The 18,992-nt window shown below is 73.1% G+C and carries 14 protein-coding genes; 3 read left to right on the top strand and 11 right to left on the bottom strand.

The features are described 5' to 3' along the window. Positions 1 to 56 precede the first annotated feature (56 nt). Positions 57 to 1,901, top strand: coding sequence for a long-chain fatty acid--CoA ligase (locus DEU32_RS12605; protein WP_114850861.1), 1,845 nt, complete (start codon positions 57 to 59; stop codon positions 1,899 to 1,901). 108 nt (positions 1,902 to 2,009) lie between these two features. Here the strand turns inward: DEU32_RS12605 and DEU32_RS17560 are convergent, their stop codons facing one another. From DEU32_RS17560 to DEU32_RS12595, 3 genes are all read right to left on the bottom strand, one after another. Continuing rightward, a complete protein-coding gene (locus DEU32_RS17560) occupies positions 2,010 to 2,141 on the bottom strand; it encodes a hypothetical protein (protein WP_257222091.1) in 132 nt (43 codons plus the stop codon). Between the two features lie 139 nt (positions 2,142 to 2,280). Further along, positions 2,281 to 2,775 (bottom strand): peptide deformylase, encoded by a 495-nt coding sequence (locus DEU32_RS12600; RefSeq protein ID WP_114850860.1) that lies wholly within the window; start codon positions 2,773 to 2,775, stop codon positions 2,281 to 2,283. A gap of 1 nt (position 2,776) precedes the next feature. Beyond that, complete coding sequence (locus DEU32_RS12595; RefSeq protein WP_114850859.1) at positions 2,777 to 6,187, bottom strand: pyruvate carboxylase; 3,411 nt, start codon at positions 6,185 to 6,187, stop codon at positions 2,777 to 2,779. 60 nt (positions 6,188 to 6,247) lie between these two features. Between DEU32_RS12595 and DEU32_RS12590 the strand changes: the two genes are divergently transcribed. After that, entirely contained in the window at positions 6,248 to 7,060 is an 813-nt protein-coding gene (locus tag DEU32_RS12590) for a ParA family protein (protein WP_114850858.1), read from the top strand. A gap of 418 nt (positions 7,061 to 7,478) precedes the next feature. Here DEU32_RS12590 and DEU32_RS12585 read toward each other — a convergent pair whose 3' ends face one another. The 7 genes from DEU32_RS12585 to DEU32_RS12555 all read right to left on the bottom strand — a co-directional run bounded on the left by DEU32_RS12585 (position 7,479) and on the right by DEU32_RS12555 (position 15,950). Continuing rightward, entirely contained in the window at positions 7,479 to 8,039 is a 561-nt protein-coding gene (locus DEU32_RS12585; protein ID WP_058729221.1) for a MerR family transcriptional regulator, read from the bottom strand. Positions 8,040 to 8,241: 202 nt separating this feature from the next. Then, on the bottom strand, positions 8,242 to 8,946 hold the full coding sequence (locus DEU32_RS12580; protein WP_114850856.1) for a MerR family transcriptional regulator: 705 nt from the start codon (positions 8,944 to 8,946) through the stop codon (positions 8,242 to 8,244). Beyond that, a complete protein-coding gene (locus DEU32_RS12575; protein WP_058742405.1) occupies positions 8,946 to 9,425 on the bottom strand; it encodes an FHA domain-containing protein in 480 nt (159 codons plus the stop codon). The genes DEU32_RS12580 and DEU32_RS12575 overlap by 1 nt, the downstream gene beginning before the upstream one ends. A gap of 176 nt (positions 9,426 to 9,601) precedes the next feature. Continuing rightward, complete coding sequence (locus DEU32_RS12570) at positions 9,602 to 11,239, bottom strand: chitinase (RefSeq protein WP_114850855.1); 1,638 nt, start codon at positions 11,237 to 11,239, stop codon at positions 9,602 to 9,604. Further along, on the bottom strand, positions 11,239 to 13,755 hold the full coding sequence (locus tag DEU32_RS12565) for a glycosyltransferase family 2 protein (protein WP_114850854.1): 2,517 nt from the start codon (positions 13,753 to 13,755) through the stop codon (positions 11,239 to 11,241). Before DEU32_RS12565 ends, DEU32_RS12570 begins: the two co-directional genes overlap by 1 nt. 225 nt (positions 13,756 to 13,980) lie before the next feature. Continuing rightward, the gene (locus DEU32_RS12560) at positions 13,981 to 14,961 is read right to left on the bottom strand and encodes an iron chelate uptake ABC transporter family permease subunit (protein WP_114850853.1); all 981 of its coding nucleotides are present in this window, start codon (positions 14,959 to 14,961) and stop codon (positions 13,981 to 13,983) included. Next, on the bottom strand, positions 14,958 to 15,950 hold the full coding sequence (locus tag DEU32_RS12555; RefSeq protein WP_220152785.1) for an iron ABC transporter permease: 993 nt from the start codon (positions 15,948 to 15,950) through the stop codon (positions 14,958 to 14,960). The genes DEU32_RS12560 and DEU32_RS12555 overlap by 4 nt, the downstream gene beginning before the upstream one ends. 229 nt (positions 15,951 to 16,179) lie before the next feature. Here DEU32_RS12555 and DEU32_RS12550 point away from each other — a divergent pair, with 229 nt between their 5' ends. Continuing rightward, complete coding sequence (locus tag DEU32_RS12550) at positions 16,180 to 17,748, top strand: S1C family serine protease (RefSeq protein WP_114850851.1); 1,569 nt, start codon at positions 16,180 to 16,182, stop codon at positions 17,746 to 17,748. Here DEU32_RS12550 and DEU32_RS12545 read toward each other — a convergent pair. Then, positions 17,745 to 18,923, bottom strand: a complete 1,179-nt coding sequence (locus DEU32_RS12545) for a hypothetical protein (protein ID WP_114850850.1) — start codon at positions 18,921 to 18,923, stop codon at positions 17,745 to 17,747. The genes DEU32_RS12550 and DEU32_RS12545 overlap by 4 nt on opposite strands. Positions 18,924 to 18,992 lie beyond the last annotated feature (69 nt).

Below are 18,992 nucleotides of genomic sequence, written 5' to 3'. Positions count from 1 at the left end.
TGTCGCCTCGTCGCTGAGGCGTCCTCGTATCGAATCGGCCGACAAGGGAGTCAACCGTGAACGATCAGCGGCAGCCCGCACCCACCTCCGCGCCCGACCACGGCTCCGCGGCCCGACTGCTCTCGGAGCGTGCCCGACGCACCCCGGACCGGCCGATCCTCGCCGAACGCCACGGCGACACGTGGACCACCATCACCGCGGCGGACGTGCTCGCCCGCGTCCGCGGCATCGCGAAGGGCTTCGTCGCCGCCGGCCTGGAGCCCGGAGCGCACATCGCGATCCTGTCCCGCACCCGGTTGGAGTGGACGCTGGTCGACTTCGCCGTGTGGACCGCCGGGCTCGTGTCCGTGCCCGTCTACGAGACGAGCTCCCCCGACCAGGTCCGCTGGATCCTGTCCGACTCGGAGACCGTCGCGATCGTCGTCGAACAAGAGGAGCACGCGCGCCGCGTGGCCTCGATCGCCCCCGACCTGCCGCTCCTCGGGCAGCACTGGACGATCGACGGCGGCGGGCTCGACGACCTGACCCGGCTCGGCGAGACCGTCACCGACGCCGAGCTCGACGCCCGCACCGCCGACGTGCACGGGCACGACGACGCGACGATCATCTACACGTCGGGCACGACCGGTCGACCCAAGGGCTGCGTCCTGCGTCACGACAACTTCACCGCGACCGTCGAGGGCGCGACCGAGGCGATGCCCGAGGTGGTCGCCGAGGGGTCCTCGACGCTCCTCTTCATCCCGATGGCCCACGTCTTCGCCCGTTTCATCGCGGCGATGTCCGTGTCGACCGGCGTGCTCGTCGGGCACGAGCCGGACACCCGCGACCTCATGCAGGCCGTGTCGACCTTCAAGCCGACGTTCCTGCTCGCGGTGCCGCGCGTCTTCGAGAAGATCTACAACTCCGCCGAGCAGAAGGCCGACCTCGGCGGGAAGGGCAAGGTCTTCCGCGCCGCCGCCGGTGTCGCCGTCGCGCACTCCGAGGCCCTCGCAGCCGGCCGGGTCCCGCTCGGCCTGAAGCTCCGCTTCGCCCTGCTCGACAAGCTCGTCTACGCCAAGCTCCGCGCCGCGATCGGCGGCCGGGTGCAGTACGCCATCAGCGGTTCGGCGCCGCTGTCCCCGCGGCTGTCGCACTTCTTCCGCTCGATCGGGGTGCTCATCCTCGAGGGCTACGGCCTCACCGAGACCACCGCCCCCGCGACCGTGAACCGGGCCGCCGAGCTCCGGATCGGCACGGTCGGGCGGGCCCTGCCCGGCGTGGAGGTCCGGACCGCCGACGACGGCGAGATCCTCATCCGCGGGGTCGACGTGTTCGACCGGTACTGGAAGAACGAGGAGGCCACCGCGAAGGCGTTCGAGGACGGCTGGTTCCGCACCGGCGACCTCGGCCGGCTCGACGGCGACGGCGTCCTCACCGTCACCGGCCGCGCGAAGGAGCTCATCGTCACGGCGAGCGGCAAGAACGTCGCCCCGGCACCGCTCGAGGACGGCATCCGCGAGCACCCGCTCGTCGGGCAGGTCGTGGTCGTCGGCGAGGGCAAGCCCTTCGTCGCCGCCCTCGTGACCCTGGACCGCGACATGCTCCCCGGGTGGTGCGAGGCGCGCGGCATCGTCCCAGGTCTCTCACCGCGCGAGGCCGCCTACGACGAGCGCGTGCACCAGGCGGTGCAGGAGGCGATCGACACCGCGAACCAGCGGGTCTCGCGGGCCGAGTCGGTCCGGTCGTTCACGATCCTCGACACCGAGCTCACCGAGGCGTCCGGGCACCTCACCCCGAAGCTCACCATCAAGCGGGCGATCGTGATGCGCGACTTCGCAGCGGACGTCGAGCACATCTACTCCGGCTCGAAGGTGCAGACCACCGCCACGCCCGTCGTGGCGTCGCGTCGTCGACGCGGCTGACGGTGGTCGGGCTGACGGCAGACTGGAGGCCCGGTGCCGGTCCGTGGGACCGGCACCGGGCCTCCAGTGCGTTGCCAGTCGGGACGGCGCCGCGGCGCCGCGCCCGGCTCAGCCAGCCTGCGCGACCTCCATGTCGACGTCGGCGATGACGCCCGTCGCGGCGGTCGCCACGGGGACCGGCTCGGGGCGGCGGTTGGTGCGGGTGCGGTGAGAGCTGAGCTCGTCGTTCTGTGAGGCCATGGTGCTCGTCCTGGGTGATGGGGTGACACGTCGGTGGGTGCCGACCGGGACACGGTACCTCCTCGTCAGGACGAACCGACAATCCCGCGAAGGGGTGTCACGGGAGACCGCAACGGAACGTGCGGTCCCGCGCCCCCGATCAGTGGAACCAGTCCTGCGCTCGGATGTCCCGCAGGGCCTGCCGGCGGGTCTCCGGGTCGAGCGTCATGACGTACACGGTGCCGTCGAGGTGGTCGCACTCGTGCTGCAGCGCCTCGGCCATCAGGCCGTCGCCCTCGAGCACCACCGGGTTGCCGTCGACGTCGACGCCGCGGACCTTCGCGTGCGGGAAGCGCCTGGTCGGGTAGCCCAGGCCGGGCACGGACAGGCAGCCCTCGTCCATCAGCTCGGGTTCACCGGAGACCTCGACGAGCTCCGGGTTGAGCACGTACCCGACCTGACCGTCGACGTTGTACGAGAACGCCCGGAGGCCCACGCCGATCTGCGGGGCGGCGACACCGGCGCGCCCGGGCTCCTTGACGGTGTCGATGAGGTCCTGCACGAGTTCACGGACGCCGTCGGCACCGATGCGGACCGGGTCGGCGGGCGAACGGAGGACGGGGTCGCCGAACAGGCGGATGGGACGGACGGTCACGTTACTGCAGCACCACCAGGAGGTCGCCGGCGTCCACCTGCTGGGTCGCCGGGATCGCGAGACGGCCGACGGTGCCCGACACGGGCGCCGTGATGGCCGCTTCCATCTTCATCGCCTCGATGCTCGCCACGGCCTGACCGGCCTCGACGACGTCACCGACGGCGACCTTGAGCGTCACGACACCCGAGAACGGGGCCGCGACGTGCTTCGGGTCCGCCTTGTCCGCGCGTTCGGCGGCCTTGGTCTCGACCTCGACCGAACGGTCGCGGACGGACACGGGGCGGAGCTGGCCGTTGAGGGTCGCCATCACCGTGCGCATCCCGCGCTCGTCCACCTCGCCGATCGCCTCGAGCCCGACGAACAGGTTCACGCCGCGGCCGAGCGGCACCACGTGCTCCTGTCCGGGGCGCAGGCCGTAGAGGTAGTCGACGGTCGGGACGACGGACAGGTCGCCGTACTGCTCGCGGACACTCGCGAACTGGCGCGTGGGCTGCGGGAAGAGCAGCCGGTTCAGGGCCTGCTGCCGCTCGGGACCGGGCGTCGCGAGGTGCGCGCGCTCGGCGTCCGGCACCGGGGTGACCTCGAGCCGGACGTCGCGCCCGGCGAGGACCTTCGACCGGAACGGCTCCGGCCAGCCACCGGGCAGGTCGCCGAGCTCCCCGGCCATGAAGCCGACGACCGAGTCCGGGACGTCGTACTTCTGGGGGTTCTCCTCGAAGTCGGCGGGGTCGGCGTCGACCGCGGCGAGCTGCAGGGCGAGGTCGCCGACGACCTTCGAGGACGGCGTGACCTTGGTCGGGCGACCGAGAATGCGGTTCGCCTCGGCGTACCAGTCCTCGACCTGCTCGAAGCGGTCGCCGAGGCCGAGCGCGATGGCCTGCTGGCGGAGGTTCGAGAGCTGCCCGCCCGGGATCTCGTGGTGGTACACGCGGCCGGTCGGCCCGGGCAGGCCGGACTCGAACGGCGCGTACGCGCGGCGAACGGCCTCCCAGTAGGGCTCGAGCGCGCCGACCGCGGCCAGGTCGAGCCCGGTGTCCCGCTCGGTGTGGGCCAGGGCGGCGACGAGCGCGGACATGCTCGGCTGGCTCGTCGTGCCGGCCATCGGGGCCGCCGCGACGTCCACCGCGTCCGCTCCCGCGCGGGCCGCGGCGAGGAGCGTGGCGAGCTGTCCGCCGGCCGTGTCGTGCGTGTGCACGTGGACGGGCTGGTCGAAGCGCTCCCGCAGGGCGCCGACGAGCCGCTCGGCCGCACCCGCGCGGAGCAGGCCGGCCATGTCCTTGATGCCGATGACGTGCGCGCCGGCCTCGACCATCTGTTCCGCGAGCCGGAGGTAGTAGTCGAGCGTGTAGAGGTCCTCGGCGGGGTCGAGCAGGTCGCCGGAGTAGCAGAGGGCTGCCTCGGCGACGGCCGTGTCGGTGGCGAGCACGGCCTCGAGCGCGGGACGCAGCTGCGACACGTCGTTCAGGGCGTCGAACACGCGGAAGACGTCGACGCCGGTGGCCGCGGCCTCGGCGACGAACGCGTCGGTGACCTCGGTCGGGTACGGCGTGTAGCCGACCGTGTTCCGGCCGCGCAGCAGCATCTGGATCGGCAGGTTCGGCATCGCGGCCCGCAGGGCGCTCAGTCGTTCCCAGGGGTCCTCGCCGAGGAACCGGAGCGCGACGTCGTACGTCGCACCGCCCCAGGCCTCGACGCTGAGCAGCTGGGGGGTCAACCGGGCGACGTGCGGGGCGACCGCGACGAGGTCCTTCGTGCGGACCCGGGTCGCCAGGAGTGACTGGTGGGCGTCGCGCATCGTCGTCTCGGTGACGGCGAGGGCGGTCTGCTCACGGAGCGACCGGGCCCACGCCGCCGGACCCATCGCGACCAGCCGGTCGCGCTGCCCGGCCGGCGGCGGGGTCGACAGGTCGACCGCAGGGAGCTTCTCGCTCGGCTCGACGGTCTGCGGGCGCCGCTCGCCGTTCGGCTTGTTCACCGTCACGTCGGCGAGCCAGCCGAGCACCTTCGTGCCGCGGTCCTTCGACACGTGGCCGCCGAAGAGCTGCGGGCGCTCCTCGATGAACTTCGTCGAGACGTCGCCGCGGGCGAAGTCGGGGTCGTCGAGCACGGCCTGCAGGAACGGGATGTTCGTGCTGACCCCGCGGATGCGGAACTCCGCGAGCGCACGCTTCGCGCGGGCGACGGCCGCCGGGAAGTCCCTGCCGCGGCAGGTCATCTTCGCGAGCATCGAGTCGAAGTGCGGGCTGATCTGCGCGCCGGTCGCGACCGTGCCGCCGTCGAGCCGCACGCCCGCGCCGCCCGGGCTGCGGTAGGTGGTGATGCGCCCGGTGTCCGGTCGGAAGCCCTGGGTGGGGTCCTCGGTCGTGATGCGGGTCTGGAGGGCGGCGCCGTGCACGCTGACGGTGTCCTGCGTCAGGCCGAGGTCGGCGAGGGTCTCCCCCGCGGCGATGCGCATCTGCGACTGCACGAGGTCGACGTCCGTCACCTCCTCGGTCACGGTGTGCTCGACCTGGATGCGCGGGTTGATCTCGATGAAGACGTGCTGCCCGGCGCGCTCGCCCTCGGTGTCCAGCAGGAACTCCACGGTGCCGGCGTTGACGTACCCGATCGACCGGGCGAAGGCGACGGCGTCGCGGTGCAGGGCGGCGGCGATCGACGGGTCGAGGTCCGGCGCAGGGGCGATCTCCACCACCTTCTGGTTCCGGCGCTGCACCGAGCAGTCGCGCTCGAACAGGTGGATCGTGCCGGCCCCGGTGCCCGTGGCGTCGGCGAGGACCTGCACCTCGATGTGCCGCGGCCGGATGACGGCCTGCTCGAGGAACATCGTCGGGTCACCGAAGGCGCTGTCGGCCTCGCGCATGGCCTCCTCGAGGGCGGCACGGAGCTCGGCCTTCGTCTCGACACGCCGCATGCCGCGACCACCACCACCGGCGACGGCCTTCGCGAAGACCGGGAAGCCGATCGCGTCCGCACCGGCGAGGAGCTCGTCGACGTCGCGGCTCGCCGGGGTGCTCGCGAGGACGGGGACACCAGCCGCGACCGCGTGCTCCTTCGCGGTGACCTTGTTGCCGGCCATCTCGAGGACGTGCTCGCCGGGGCCGATGAAGGTGATGCCGTTCGCCGCGGCGGCCGCCGCGAGCTCGGGGTTCTCGGACAGGAAGCCGTAGCCGGGGTAGATCGCGTCGGCGCCCGACTCGCGGGCGACCCGGATGATCTCGGCGACGTCGAGGTACGCGCGGACGGGGTGGCCCCGCTCGCCGATGACGTACGCCTCGTCGGCCTTCAGACGGTGCAGGGAGTTGCGGTCCTCGTACGGGTAGACGGCGACGGTCCGCGCCCCCAGCTCGTACGCGGCACGGAACGCGCGGATGGCGATCTCGCCACGGTTCGCCACGAGGATCTTGCTGAACACGACGTCCCTTTCAGCCCGGGTTGAGGTGTCACAACCCTACTGGCGGTAACGTGGCTCACCGTGCATGTACTCAGCGTGAGCTCCCTCAAGGGTGGTGTCGGCAAGACGACGGTGACGCTCGGCCTGACTTCGGCCGCGTTCGCCAAGGGACTGCGCACGCTGGTGGTGGACCTGGACCCGCAGTCGGACGTCTCCACCGGCCTCGACATCGACATCTCCGGACACCTCAACGTCGCCGACGTCCTCGAGAACCCGAAGGAGAAGGTCGTCCGTCAGGCGATCGCCCCGTCGGGCTGGACGAAGGGCTCGCAGGGCAAGGTCGACGTGCTCGTCGGCTCCCCCTCGGCGATCAACTTCGACGGTCCGCACCCCTCCATCCGGGACATCTGGAAGCTCGAGGAGGCGCTGGCGAACGTCGAGCAGGACTACGAGCTCGTGCTCATCGACTGCGCACCCTCGCTGAACGCCCTCACCCGCACCGCCTGGGCAGCGTCCGACCGCGTCACGGTGGTCACCGAGCCGGGGCTGTTCTCCGTCGCGGCTGCCGACCGTGCCCTCCGCGCGATCGAGGAGATCCGTCGCGGTCTCTCCCCCCGGCTGCAGCCCCTCGGCATCATCGTGAACCGGGCCCGCGTCCAGTCGCTCGAGCACCAGTTCCGCATCAAGGAGCTCCGCGACATGTTCGGTCCGCTCGTCCTGTCACCGCAGCTGCCCGAGCGCACCTCGCTCCAGCAGGCCCAGGGTGCCGCGAAGCCCCTGCACGTGTGGCCCGGCGAGTCCGCGCAGGAGATGGCGCGCAACTTCGACCAGCTGCTCGAGCGCATCATGCGCACGGGCAAGATCGGCCCGTACGCCGAGGGCGGCGCCGCCTAGGTCCGTCGCGCGGTCCGGCGCGGGTCGGCCGGGGGGGGCGTCGGCGAGCGAGCCAGATCTGTCCCGCTCGACCCTCGTCGGCGACGACCATTGCACACAGCGCGGTCAGCGCACGGTGTGTCCTGCACGTTCGGCGCCGACGGTCGTCCCGCTTCACGCGCGCGCACGGTCGAGCGCCGTGCAGCCGAGGCCTCGGCCGCGGCGCCGTGCGGACGGACAGCGGTACCCGTCGAGCGAGCAGGACACGCCGCGTGCTGTTCGCCGACCGTGCACTTCCGGTCGGGCACGCCCGTCGATCGGGACAGAAATGGCTCGCTCGGCGAAGACAGGCTCGGGTGCGCACACGGGCGGGTCCGCGCACGGACGAGCGGGTGTGCACGAGCGCGTGCTCGCGGATCGGAGGCGGCGCGCCCCGGCGTCAGGACGCGCGGGAAGCGCGGCGCGCTGCGAGCTCGTCGTCGGGGTCGGCCGCCGGGGTGGCGTCGAGCTCGACGAGGGAGCTCTCGACCTCGCGCAGGACCTTGCCGACGGCGATGCCGAAGACGCCCTGGCCGCGGGACACGAGGTCGATGACCTCGTCGTCGGAGGTGCACAGGTAGACCGAGGCGCCGTCCGACATGAGCGTCGTCTGGGCGAGGTCGGACACGCCCGACTCGCGCAGCTGGTTCACGGCGGTTCGGATCTGCTGCAGCGAGATGCCCGTGTCGAGCAGGCGCTTCACGAGCTTGAGCACGAGGATGTCGCGGAAGCCGTACAGCCGCTGCGACCCGGAGCCGGCGGCCCCGCGGATCGTCGGCTGCACGAGCTCCGTGCGGGCCCAGTAGTCGAGCTGACGGTACGAGATGCCGGCGGCACGGGCGGCGACGGTGCCGCGGTAGCCGTTCTGCTCGTCGTGTTCGGGGAGACCGTCGGTGAAGAGCAGGCCGAGGTCGTACCGGGTCATCTCGGACTCGGTACCGGGGGTGTCAGTCCCACTCATGTGCATGCCTTCCACGACGTTCGAGCTCCCACCCGAAGGTTCAACGACGGGTTGAGAGTTGTTCCGAGGTCCACGGTAGCGACTCGGACGCGGTGCGCCCGGTACATCCGCCCCGGCGCGTCCGGCGTGTCGAGGATACGCCCCGACCACCGACGACCGACAGGTGCAGCTGTCCGCCGGAGCAGGCCGATCGACCGGGCCGTCATCCGTCGAGACGACCGATGGCCGAGCGGATCAGGCTCGACCGGATGACCTCGAGGTGCGCCGCGATCTCCCGCGCGAGCTCGGTGGCCTTCGCCCGCGAGGTGGCGTCACCGCGGCGGGACACCGGCATGAGGGCGGACTCGATCAGCCCGACCTCGCGCTCGGCCACGCCCCGCATGGTGCGGAGGTGCCGCGGCTCGATCCCGGTCCGCTGCAGTTCGACGAGCGCCTTGAGCACCGCGACCGAGTCGTCGGCGTACGTGTCCGCGGCGGGGAGCAGTGAGGCCGAGACGGCGTCGGACAGGAGCATCGGCGTGGCGCCGGCCGCCCGGACGGTCTCGTCCCGTGTGAGGCGCCGCTCACGAGCGAGGATCGACGGCTTCGGCGCGTCCCCACCACCGGGGAGCACGGGGTCACGCCCGGCGTCGAGGTCGGCGAGGTAGTCCTTGATGACCTTGAGCGGCAGGTAGTGGTCGCGCTGCAGGCCGAGCACGATCCGGAGCCGCTCGACGTCGGCCGCCGAGAACTTGCGGTAGCCGCTCGCCGTGCGGATCGGCGTGACGAGCTCGCGTTCCTCGAGGAAGCGCAGCTTGGAGCTCGACAGGTCCGGGAACTCGGGTTTGAGGCGTGCGATGACCTGCCCGATGGTGAGCAGGTCCGGGACCGCGGACCCCGCACGGGCCGCGGCGGACCGCGCCGCCACTACGCGTTCGCCAGGCGCGCCAGGTCGACCCGGGAGGCGTAGAAGGTGAGGCGGAACTTGCCGACCTGGACCTCGGACCCGTCGGTGAGCAGCGCTTCGTCGATGCGGACGCCGTCGAAGTACGTGCCGTTGAGCGACCCGTTGTCCTTCACGCTGAAGGCCGTCCCGTGTCGCAGGAACTCGGCGTGCTTGCGCGAGACCGTCACGTCGTCGAGGAAGATGTCGGCGTCCGGGTGGCGCCCGGCCGTCGTGACGTCTGAGTCGAGGAGGAACCGCGCACCCACGTTCGGACCGCGGCGCACGACGAGGAGCGCCGACCCGGACGGGAGCGCGTTGATCGCGTCGCGTTCTTCGGTCGAGACCCCCGACTCCGCGGTGAGTGCTGCCCCCATGTCCATGCTGAAGGTCAGGGTGGTGTCGACCAGCCGCTGTTCCGGGGTCTTCTGACCGTCCGGTTGCGGAACCACTGGCTCTGGCATCGTGGACCTCCTCCTCTTGGCGCACCAGCGTATCGGAAACGGGTGACTCTCCGGCAGCCCCGAACGGGGCCGTGGACAAGTCGGGATCACGCGTACAGCGAACGTACCGGGAACACACCGATGACGGCCTGGAGGCGCGGTGCCGGCTGGCACCGCGCCTCCAGGCCGTCAGCCGGTCACCGCCCGACCGACGGCGACGCTGTCGGTGACCCCGTCGGCGCAGCGGACGGCGCGCCGGAGGCGGCCGTCGACGGGATCGCCTTGCCCGCCCGCTGGTCCGCGAGGATCCGCTCGATCTCCGCGTCCTTCAACCGCACCCAGGGCGACCCGTCGGGGTCGCTGGTGGAGGCCTCGGGGCTGTCGCCCGTGTTCCACCACTTCGCCTGGTACGGCACGCCGTGGAACAGGACCCGGTCGCCGGTGTCGTGGACCGCCTCGCCCGACCAGGCCGGGAAGGTCCCCACCGGCAGCGTCAGCGGCTGCACCGGGCGCTCCCCCGGCAGCACCGGGCCCACGAGTCGCCACGGCGTCTCGTACGCGCTGAGCACCGGGTCGTCGGGCAGGTCGCCGGAGGTCCACCACTTCGCCTCGTAGACGTTGCGGTGCCAGACGATCTTCGTGCCCTCGAGGTAGGCGGCTTCCGCGCTCCACACCGGGTACGGACTCGTCGAGGGGTCGTCCGTCGGCTGCTCGGTGGCGCTCGGCTCGGCCGTCGTGACGTCGCCGGCCGCCGCGGTGATCCGACCGCCGAAGCCCTTGCCGAGCACGTCCGCGAAGAGCTGACCGCCCTGGTCGACCCCGGAGCACGAGTTCGACACGGTGGACAGGTTCACGTAGTTCGTCCCGCACGTGGTGTCGCGGTTGAGGGACCACATGGACATCCGGCCGAGCCCCTGGTCGCGTGCCCAGGCGTTCAGCTTCCGCGCGTCGGCGAGCCCGAAGACCTCGTCACGGACGTCGTTCTGACCGATCATCGGCGTCGCACCGACCTTCCGCCAGAGCGTCGCGTCGCCGAGGGGCGTGCCGGCCCGGTCGTACAGGACCCCGAGCTGCCGGTGGACCTCCTGCAGGGTCTGCACCGAGGCCGAGTACATGCTCTGGCTCGACCCCTTCCCCTCGCCGTAGTCCATCGTCATCGCGTTGACCCCGGCCAGGTCGACGCCGGCGGCCAGGAACTGCGACACCGCCGTCGTGCCGTCCGTGGTCAGCCCGGACGGAGCGGCCGGCAGGGTGAGCCACACGGCGAGGGGGTGCCCCGCCGCCCGGCGTGTCCGCTGGAGCTCGGCGACCGCGGCCGCACGGCGCTCCCCCGCGGCGCGGTTCGTCAGGTCGTCGCCCTCGACGTCGAAGTCGACGGTGCTGACGTCGTACCGCTGCACCACCGTCGAGTACGCGGCGACGAGGGCCTTCGGGTCGGTGCAGGTCGTCGCGAGCTCGTCGTTCGCGAGTCCCCCGAACGAGACGCCGACCTCGCCGTCCTGCTGCTCGAGCCGGGCGATCCGACGGTCGAGGTCGAGCGTGTCCGCGGCGCCGTCCAGCGTGTACGCGGAACCCCAGGTCGGCGTGCAGGCGGCGTCGTGGTCGGCGACCACGAAGGACAGCATGACGTCGCGGCCCCGGGCGGACTTGACGTCCTCGAACGCGAAGGTCGGCGTGACCGTCACGTCGGTGTAGGCCGCGAACCACGGCTTCTCGGACTCGGCGGCGTGCGCGGACTGCCAGCGGTCGAAGCCGACGTACCCACCGGCACCGACGGCGACGACGGCCAGGACCGCGACGGCGACGCGGAGCGGCGACAGGCGACGCGCGGCCATCAGGCGGCGCTCCGCTCGTCGGCGCGGGCAGCGCCCTGCTCGGCGAGGGGCGGGCCCTGCTCGACGCGGGCCGGGACCTGCTCGGCGGCGCGGGCCGCCCGGCGGCTGTCCGGCGCCGCGCCGTGCGGCGTCGCGCCGTGCGGCGTCGCGCCGTGCGGGGCCCGGACGGCCTGCGGGCCCGTCGTGACGACGTGCTGCTCGGTCAGGGACCGGCCGCGGTCGCCGAAGTACAGCACCGCGCGCCAGTCCTCGGTGACGACCACCGGCTCCGGCACGAGCCCGCGGCGCGCCCGGCGCCGCTCGCTCCGTGCGGCCTTCCGGGCGGCGCGACGGGACCGCCGTGCCTCCGGGTCGTAGTACATCCACGCCGTCGCCCACATCCAGACGTCGACGACCGAGTTCCAGACACCGATGTACGCGACGATCGCGTACGAGGCGAGGACCGCGTTGAACACCGCGAACGCCGCGTTCCCCCAGTTGTGCGCCTGGGCGTCGCGGGCGAACGTGAACACCGAGAACAGCACCATCGCGTACGGGGCGAGGACGTAGAGCGCGGGGGCCGCCGTCCGGTCGCGGACCTTCGGCGTGCGGGCGAACGGGATCTTCTTCGCCGTGAGCATCTGCTGGACGCTCTTGAGCACCCCGGCGACGTTCACCGGCATGAGCACGAGGTTGAAGCCGTAGATCCGGAACACGTCCGAGCGCTTGTAGCCGCAGTACCGCAGGTCGCTGCCGAGCAGCCAGAAGTACGGCAGCGCGGCGAGCAGGACCATCGGGCTGAGCAGGCGCGAGTCGTACGGGTAGGCGAGCAGGAAGATCAACCCGAACGACGCCCAGGCGATCGACGCCATGTAGTTCACGCGCAGCGCCATCTCGACGACGCCGACCCGTTCGCCCCGGGCGCGGCGCTCACGGACCTGCCGGATGTACTTCGGCAGGATGAGGAGCCCGCCGTTCGCCCAGCGACGGCGCTGGACGACGAGCGACCCGAAGTCCGGCGGGGTCGCACTGTACGACAGCCGCTCGGGGTAGTTCACGAGCGTCCAGCCGTGCATCCCGAGGTCCACGCTCGACTCGGTGTCCTCGATCACCGTGCGGTCCTGCACGAACCGGCGGACCTCGAAGCCGCCGACGGTCTCGACCTCCTCGATGTCCCGCAGCGCCCGCGTCCGGATCACGGCGTTCGCGCCGACCCAGAAGGTCGCGGCGTACCGGGACATGCCCTGGTGCAGGATGTGCTGGATGTCGGTCGTCGCGCCCGCGAGCCGTTCGATGCGGGTCGCCGCGCCCCGGAAGGACGAGTACGGCGTCTGCGTCACCGCGACGCGCTCGTTCTCGGGCTGCTCGAGGAAGTACACGAGCCGCAGGCAGTAGTCGCGGAGCAGGACCGAGTCGGCGTCGAGGGTGAGCAGGTAGTCGGACGCGGGGACCACGAGGTCCGCGGCGGACTCGTCGGCGACCGGCCGGAGCACGGTGCCGGACGCGGTCTCCTCGGCGACGTAGGCACCGCCGAGCAGCCCGATGTAGGCGTTGAGGTTCATCGCCTTGTTCGCCTCGTGCGACAGGTTCGCGTAGCGCTTCCGCTCGAACGTCGTGACCTCGGCGGTGAACGTCCACGCGAGGCGGCGGTGCAGCTCGAGCACGCGCTCGGACGTGACCTCGGTGACCGTGGTCCCGCCGGCGACGGCGCTGTCGACCGCGGCCCCGAGCGCCTCGGCGGTCAGTCGGAGGTCGTCGGCCAGCCCGATGAGCACCTGGTCGTGGAAGAAGTGGTCGACGTGGTCGACGACCTCGTGCTCGCGGGCGTGCCGCCGGAGCCACGCGTCCGCCCAGCGGTGGTGCTCGACGAGGGTGCGCAGCGTCTCGACGCTCGCGCAGGGGGTCCGTGACGCCTCGACCTCGGCCGCGAACAAGGCCTCCTGGAACCGACGGGACGGCGCGGCGAGCTGCTGCTGGATCGTCGTGGCGACCGCCCGGGTGCGCTCGAGCTTGGCGGCGGTCTCCGGGTCGGTCGGGAACGGGGCGTCGTCGACGAGCAGGACGATGCGGAGCGCGGGGTACTCCTGCAGCGCGGCCGACCAGAGCGTCGTGGCGACGACGTCCGGCTCCTCGGCGTAGCTCGGCACGAGGACGGTCATCGGCGCGGTGTGCCCGGTCGCGAAGTGGCGGTCGAGCTCGGCACGGGGCACGCGGACGTGGGTGGCGAAGCGCTCGAGGGCACCCTGGCGGGCGACCAGGTGCATGAGCGCCGAGAACGTCAGGAACGTGACGACCACCAGGTACGACAGCGCCTCGGTCGTGAAGCGGAAGCTCTCCGTGCCGTAGTCGAGGAACTGCCGGATCACGGTGTACACCACGTAGGCGACCCAGAAGGCGATGGTCAGGATGATGGCGACCCGGCCGGAGACGAGCTTCCGGTCGCTGGGTCGCGCGTGCAGGGTGTCGAGCGGCTGGGTCCGCCGCTCGGAACCCCACTGCCGGCGTCGCGCGGGGGCGTCGCCTCGGTGTTCGGTCATGTCGGTCGTCGTCCTTCGGTGCACGTGGACCAGCGGCCCGTCGGGTCGGGAGCTGTCGGGGAGCCCGTGCGGTCGCGACGACCGTACGGCCGACGGTCGGCTCGTGGGGACCCTCGGACGGGGGGTCAGCGGGGTGTCGTGCGGGAAGCCGTCAGGACGTTGCGCGACGCCGCTGCGGACCGTGCGGGAGGACGCAGCAGCGCGCGCCCGCGCCCACGCCCGCCGTCAGCGCCCGCGCGCCAGCAGCCAGAGCAGGTACGGCGCACCGACGACCCCGGTGACGACGCCGACCGGCAGCGCGTTCCCCGGGATCGCGAACTGCGCGACGAGGTCGCTGGCGAGCGTGATCGCCGCACCGACCGCCGCCGTGATCCCGAGCGCGATGCGCCCCTTGCCGACCAGCCGTCGTGCGATCGGCGCTGCCATGAGCGCCACGAACGCCACCGGACCCGCGGTCGCCACGGCCCCGGCGGTCAGGCACACGGCGGTCAGGAGCAGGAGCACCTTCGCGCGGTCGGGTCGGAGCCCGAGCGCGGCCGCGACCTCGTCCCCGAGCGCGAGGACGGTCAGGCGGCGCGACTGGACGAGGGCAGCCGCGAGCAGGACCACGACCGCTACGCCGAGGATCCCGACGAGCCCCCGGTCGACGGCGTTCAGGCTGCCGGACAGCCACAGGAGCGCCGTGCCCGCCTGCTGCACGCTCCCCGAGGTGAGCATCCACCCCGTGATGCTCAGGCAGATCGCGGCGACGCCGATGCCGACCAGCACGACCCGGTTGCCGGTGATCCCTCGCCGCCAGGACAGCGCCGCGATCACGATCGACACGAGCACGGCCCCGACGACCACGACGGCGAACAGCGTCCCGCCGCTCGCGCCGAACAGCACGATCGCGGTGAGTCCGGCCGCGCTCGCCCCGGACGTGATGCCGATGACGTCCGGGCTCGCGATCGGGTTCCGGACGACGCTCTGCACGATGCCGCCGGCGACCCCGAGGGCCGCCCCGACGAGCACGGCGCCGGCGACCCGCGGACCGCGGAGCTGCCCGATCACGAAGTCGGAGACCGTGTCGCCGTGCCCGACGAGCGCGGCGCCCACCTGCAGCGGCGACAGCGGGATCTCCCCGACGCCGAGCCCGACGGTCACCAGGGCGACGAGGACCAGGAGGACGGCGCCGAGGACGGTGACCTCGCGGCGGACGGCGCTCACAGGCCGGTCACCACGCGCGAGCGGACGAGCCAGATGAACACCGGCGCCCCGATGAGCGCGGTCACGATGCCGACCTGCAGCTCTCCCGGGTACGCGACCACCCGGCCCACGACGTCGGCGACGAGCAGGAGCGCGGGCGCGACCAGGGCGGACAGGAGGATCGTCCAGCGTTGGTCGGGTCCGCTCAGCCGGCGGACGGCGTGCGGCACGGCCAGGCCGACGAAGGCGATCGGCCCGGCGGCGGCGACGGCCGACCCGGCGAGCAGGACGGTCACGAGGCCGCCGACGACGCGCACGAGGACGACCCGCTGCCCCAGCGACGCCGCGAGCTCGTCGCCGAGCGCGAGGGTGTTCAGGGAACGGCCGAGTCCGGCGGCGACGACGAGCCCGACGAGCACCGGCACGGCGATCACCCCGGCCGTGCCGAGGTCCTTGCCGGCGAGCGCCCCCACCTGCCAGAACCGCAGCTGGTCGAGCAGGCTCTGGCTCGTCACGAGGACCGCCGTGGTGATCGACGACAGGGCGGCGGCCACGACGGCCCCGGCGAGCGCGAGCCCGACCGGTGAGAGGCCGCGGCGGGCGAGCGCGGCGACCCCGTAGACCAGGAGCGCGGCGAGGCCGGCGCCGACGAACGCGAAGGGCAGGTAGGCCGCGGTGCCACTGATGCCGAAGACGGCGATGCCGACCACCACCGCGAGGGCCGCCCCGGCGTTGATGCCGAGGACGCTCGGGTCGGCCAGGGGGTTCCGCGTCACGCCCTGCATGACGGCGCCGGCGACGCCGAGGGCGGCGCCGGCGAGCAGCCCGACGACGGTGCGGGGTACGCGGTTCCCGAGGACGATGAGCCCGATCTCGTCCTGCCGTCCCGGGTGCAGGACCGTGTCGAGGACGGTGCCGAGCGGGATCGGCCGTGACCCGAAGGCCACCGAGAGCGCCACTGCGACGGCGAGCACGGCCACGGCGGCGCCGACGAGTCGTCCGCGGGACACCGGTTCCTGCCGTGGCCGGAGGAGCGGAGCGCGGCGGAGGCGGGGACGGGGGCTGGGAGCGGACGCGTGCATGGGCAGTGGTGCAAGCCTATGCGCGCACCCTGCTCGGCGGCCCCCGAGGAACCCCGGAGCAGTCGTCGGGTTCGTTCATAGGTGCGTCATGGGTTCGGCGCCTGTACTGGGTCCCACGACGCTCGACCAGGGCGCCGAGGACGACCGGAGAGCACCGATGAACGAGACCCCGAACCCCGCAGCGGCCGACGACCAGCACGACGCGCAGCAGGCACCGCGGACCGAGTGGGAGGCGCCGCACGCCGACCGCACCACGCTCCGCCCGGCGTACGCGTTCGACGGCAGCGGCCCCTACCTGTACGGCGCCGACGGCTCGGGCCCCTACGCCTACACACAGGACGGACGCGGCCCGTACCTCGTCGGCTCCGCGGCGCTCCTCGGCGGGGCGTCGCTCGGGAACCCGGCCGGTCCGCACGGCCAGCAGCACTGGGCCGGGGCAGCCGCCGCCGCGGATCACGCCGGCGGCTGGGCGCACGCCGGCGGCTGGGCGCACGCCGGCGGCTGGGCGCACACGACCGGGAAGAACGGCAAGCCCCGTCGGCTCGGCCTGGTGATCGGCTCCGGCGTCGCGGCGCTCGCGATCCTCGGTGCCGCTGGCGGCACGGCACTCGGCCTGTCCTCGCAGCACACCACGACGACGTCGAGCCAGACGCAGGGCACCCTGCCCGGCACCGGCACGGGCACGGGCGGCTCCGGGACGAACGGCTTCACCGTCCCCGGGTACGGCGACGGCAACGGGACCGACGGCAGCGGCGGCGGCAGCGGCACGGGTGGGACGGGCACCGGCTCCGGCACGGCGACCGAGTCGGCCGCCACCGCCGCGACGGCCGCGCAGAAGAAGGGCGTCGTCGTGATCGACACGGTCCTGAACTACGACGCGTCGTCGCAGGCCGCCGGCACCGGCATGATCCTGACCTCGGACGGGACGGTCCTGACGAACAACCACGTCGTGCAGGGCGCGACGAGCATCACCGTGACGGACGAGACGACCGGCAAGCAGTACGACGCCGAGGTCGTCGGCACCGACGCGACGCACGACGTCGCGGTCCTCAAGCTCAAGGACGCCTCCGGCCTGTCCACGGTCACGCTCGACGACGACGGCGGTGCGAAGACCGGCGACGCGATCACCGACGTCGGCAACGCCGGTGGCACGGGCGACCTGGTGTCCGCCCAGGGCACCGTGACCGCGACCGACCAGGACATCCAGGTGCAGAGCGAGTCCGGCACCGGCACCGAGTCGCTGCAGGGACTCCTGCAGGTCGCCGCGGACATCGTGTCGGGTGACTCCGGCGGCCCGGTGCTCGACAGCGAGGGCGAGGTCGTCGGCATGGCGACCGCCGCGTCCTCGGGGTCGGCGGACGTCACGGGCTACGCCATCCCGATCGCGACGGCGAAGTCCATCGCGGACGAGATCCTCGCCGGCCACGCGTCGGACACGATCACCATCGGCCTGCCGGCGTTCCTCGGGGTCGAGGTGAGCGGCACCGCGACGAGCGGCGGCGTCGCGGTCGCCGGGACGGTCGCGAACTCGGGCGCCGCCCTGGCCGGGCTGACCGAGGGCGACACGATCACGAGCCTGGACGGCACCGCGGTCACCTCGAGCGACGCCCTCACGGCGGCGATCCGCGCCCACTCCGTCGGGGACCAGGTGACGGTCGGCTACACCGACGCCACGGGCGCCGCGAAGACCGTCACGGTCACCCTGACCGCGGGTCCGGCCGCCTAGGCAGCCGGCGCGGCGAGCACCGCGCGCACCACGCTCCGGTACACGTTGGCCGGGGAGTCCGTCCGGAAGGACGTCTCCCCGGCCGTCGTGCGTCCGACGCGTGCGAAGCCGTGCCCGGCCGCGTGCACGATCGTGACGGGCTCCGGACGGCCGGGACGCAGCAGGTGCGAGACGGTCCACGGGGCGGACCAGAACCGGGCCAGTCGCGGGTCGCCCGCGGCGACCGACGCGGGCAGGTCCGGCACGTCGGTGCCGCCGCCGACGCGGCGACCCAGCAGGTCCGCGCGGAGCGACCCCGTGCGGAACGGGAAGGTCCACGTCGGACCGATGCCGAGCCTCCCGGCCAGCAGTGCGACGACCCGTTCCGGCGTGGCGGAGCCGACCACGACGTCGTCCGTCCCGTCGACGACGGTGTCGGACCAGGCCTGGAGGCGCGTCCGCCGCCCGTCGGGCAGGTGCTGTTCCAGCGTGACCGGCTGGGTGCCCTCCTGCCACGGTGCGAGGAGCGCCTGCGTGGACTCGGGCAGGGTGCCGAGCCGGCCGACGAGGCCGGCCTCGACGAGCTCGCGGCCCGCCTCGGTGCGGAGGAGGGTGGGGTTCCAGCGGCGACCGACCAGGCCCTGCAGGGTCGCGAGCGCCGCGGCGCTCACCCGCGGTCCGTCGAGGACCGGCGCGGGCGCGGGGGCCGGCAGCGGCTCGAGGTCGCGCTGCGGCCGTGCCGGGGTCGGCTCGGTCGCTCGGACCGACTCGAGCACGGCGAAGACGAGGTCGTCGGTGGCGACGAGCCGGCGGAGCGGACGTTCCACGGTGACGTCGACCCGGTGCCGACCGGTGACGAACAGCAGGTGCGCACCGGCGACGTCGCCGCCCTCGGTCCACTCGTCCGCGGTGGGCCGCACGTACTCGACGAGGCGTGCGGGGGCCCCGGCCGCGGTCCAGGCGTCCGAGCCGATCAGGCGCAGCCCCTCGACCGAGCCCGGGAGCCGTTCGAGCAGGCTCGTGTGCTCCTCGGCGATCGTCCGGTCGCTCGGGCGGGAGCGGACGGTGAGCACGACGTCGTCACCGGTGACGCGGAGGTCCGCCTGCTGCGCGTCCTCGCGGTGCCAGTGGTCGGGGCGGTGGAGGGTCAGCCGGGCGGTCCGGTCCTCGGTGCCGAGCGGGACGGTGACGACCATGCCCCGAGGCTACGGGTGGGCTGCTGCGTGGTCGGGTCGCCTCGCCGCAGCGGTGCGAGGTGGGGCGGG

The sequence above is a fragment of the Curtobacterium sp. AG1037 genome (assembly GCF_003349855.1).
Lineage (GTDB): Bacteria > Actinomycetota > Actinomycetes > Actinomycetales > Microbacteriaceae > Curtobacterium > Curtobacterium citreum.
This window is presented reverse-complemented; position numbering and strand designations above follow the sequence as displayed.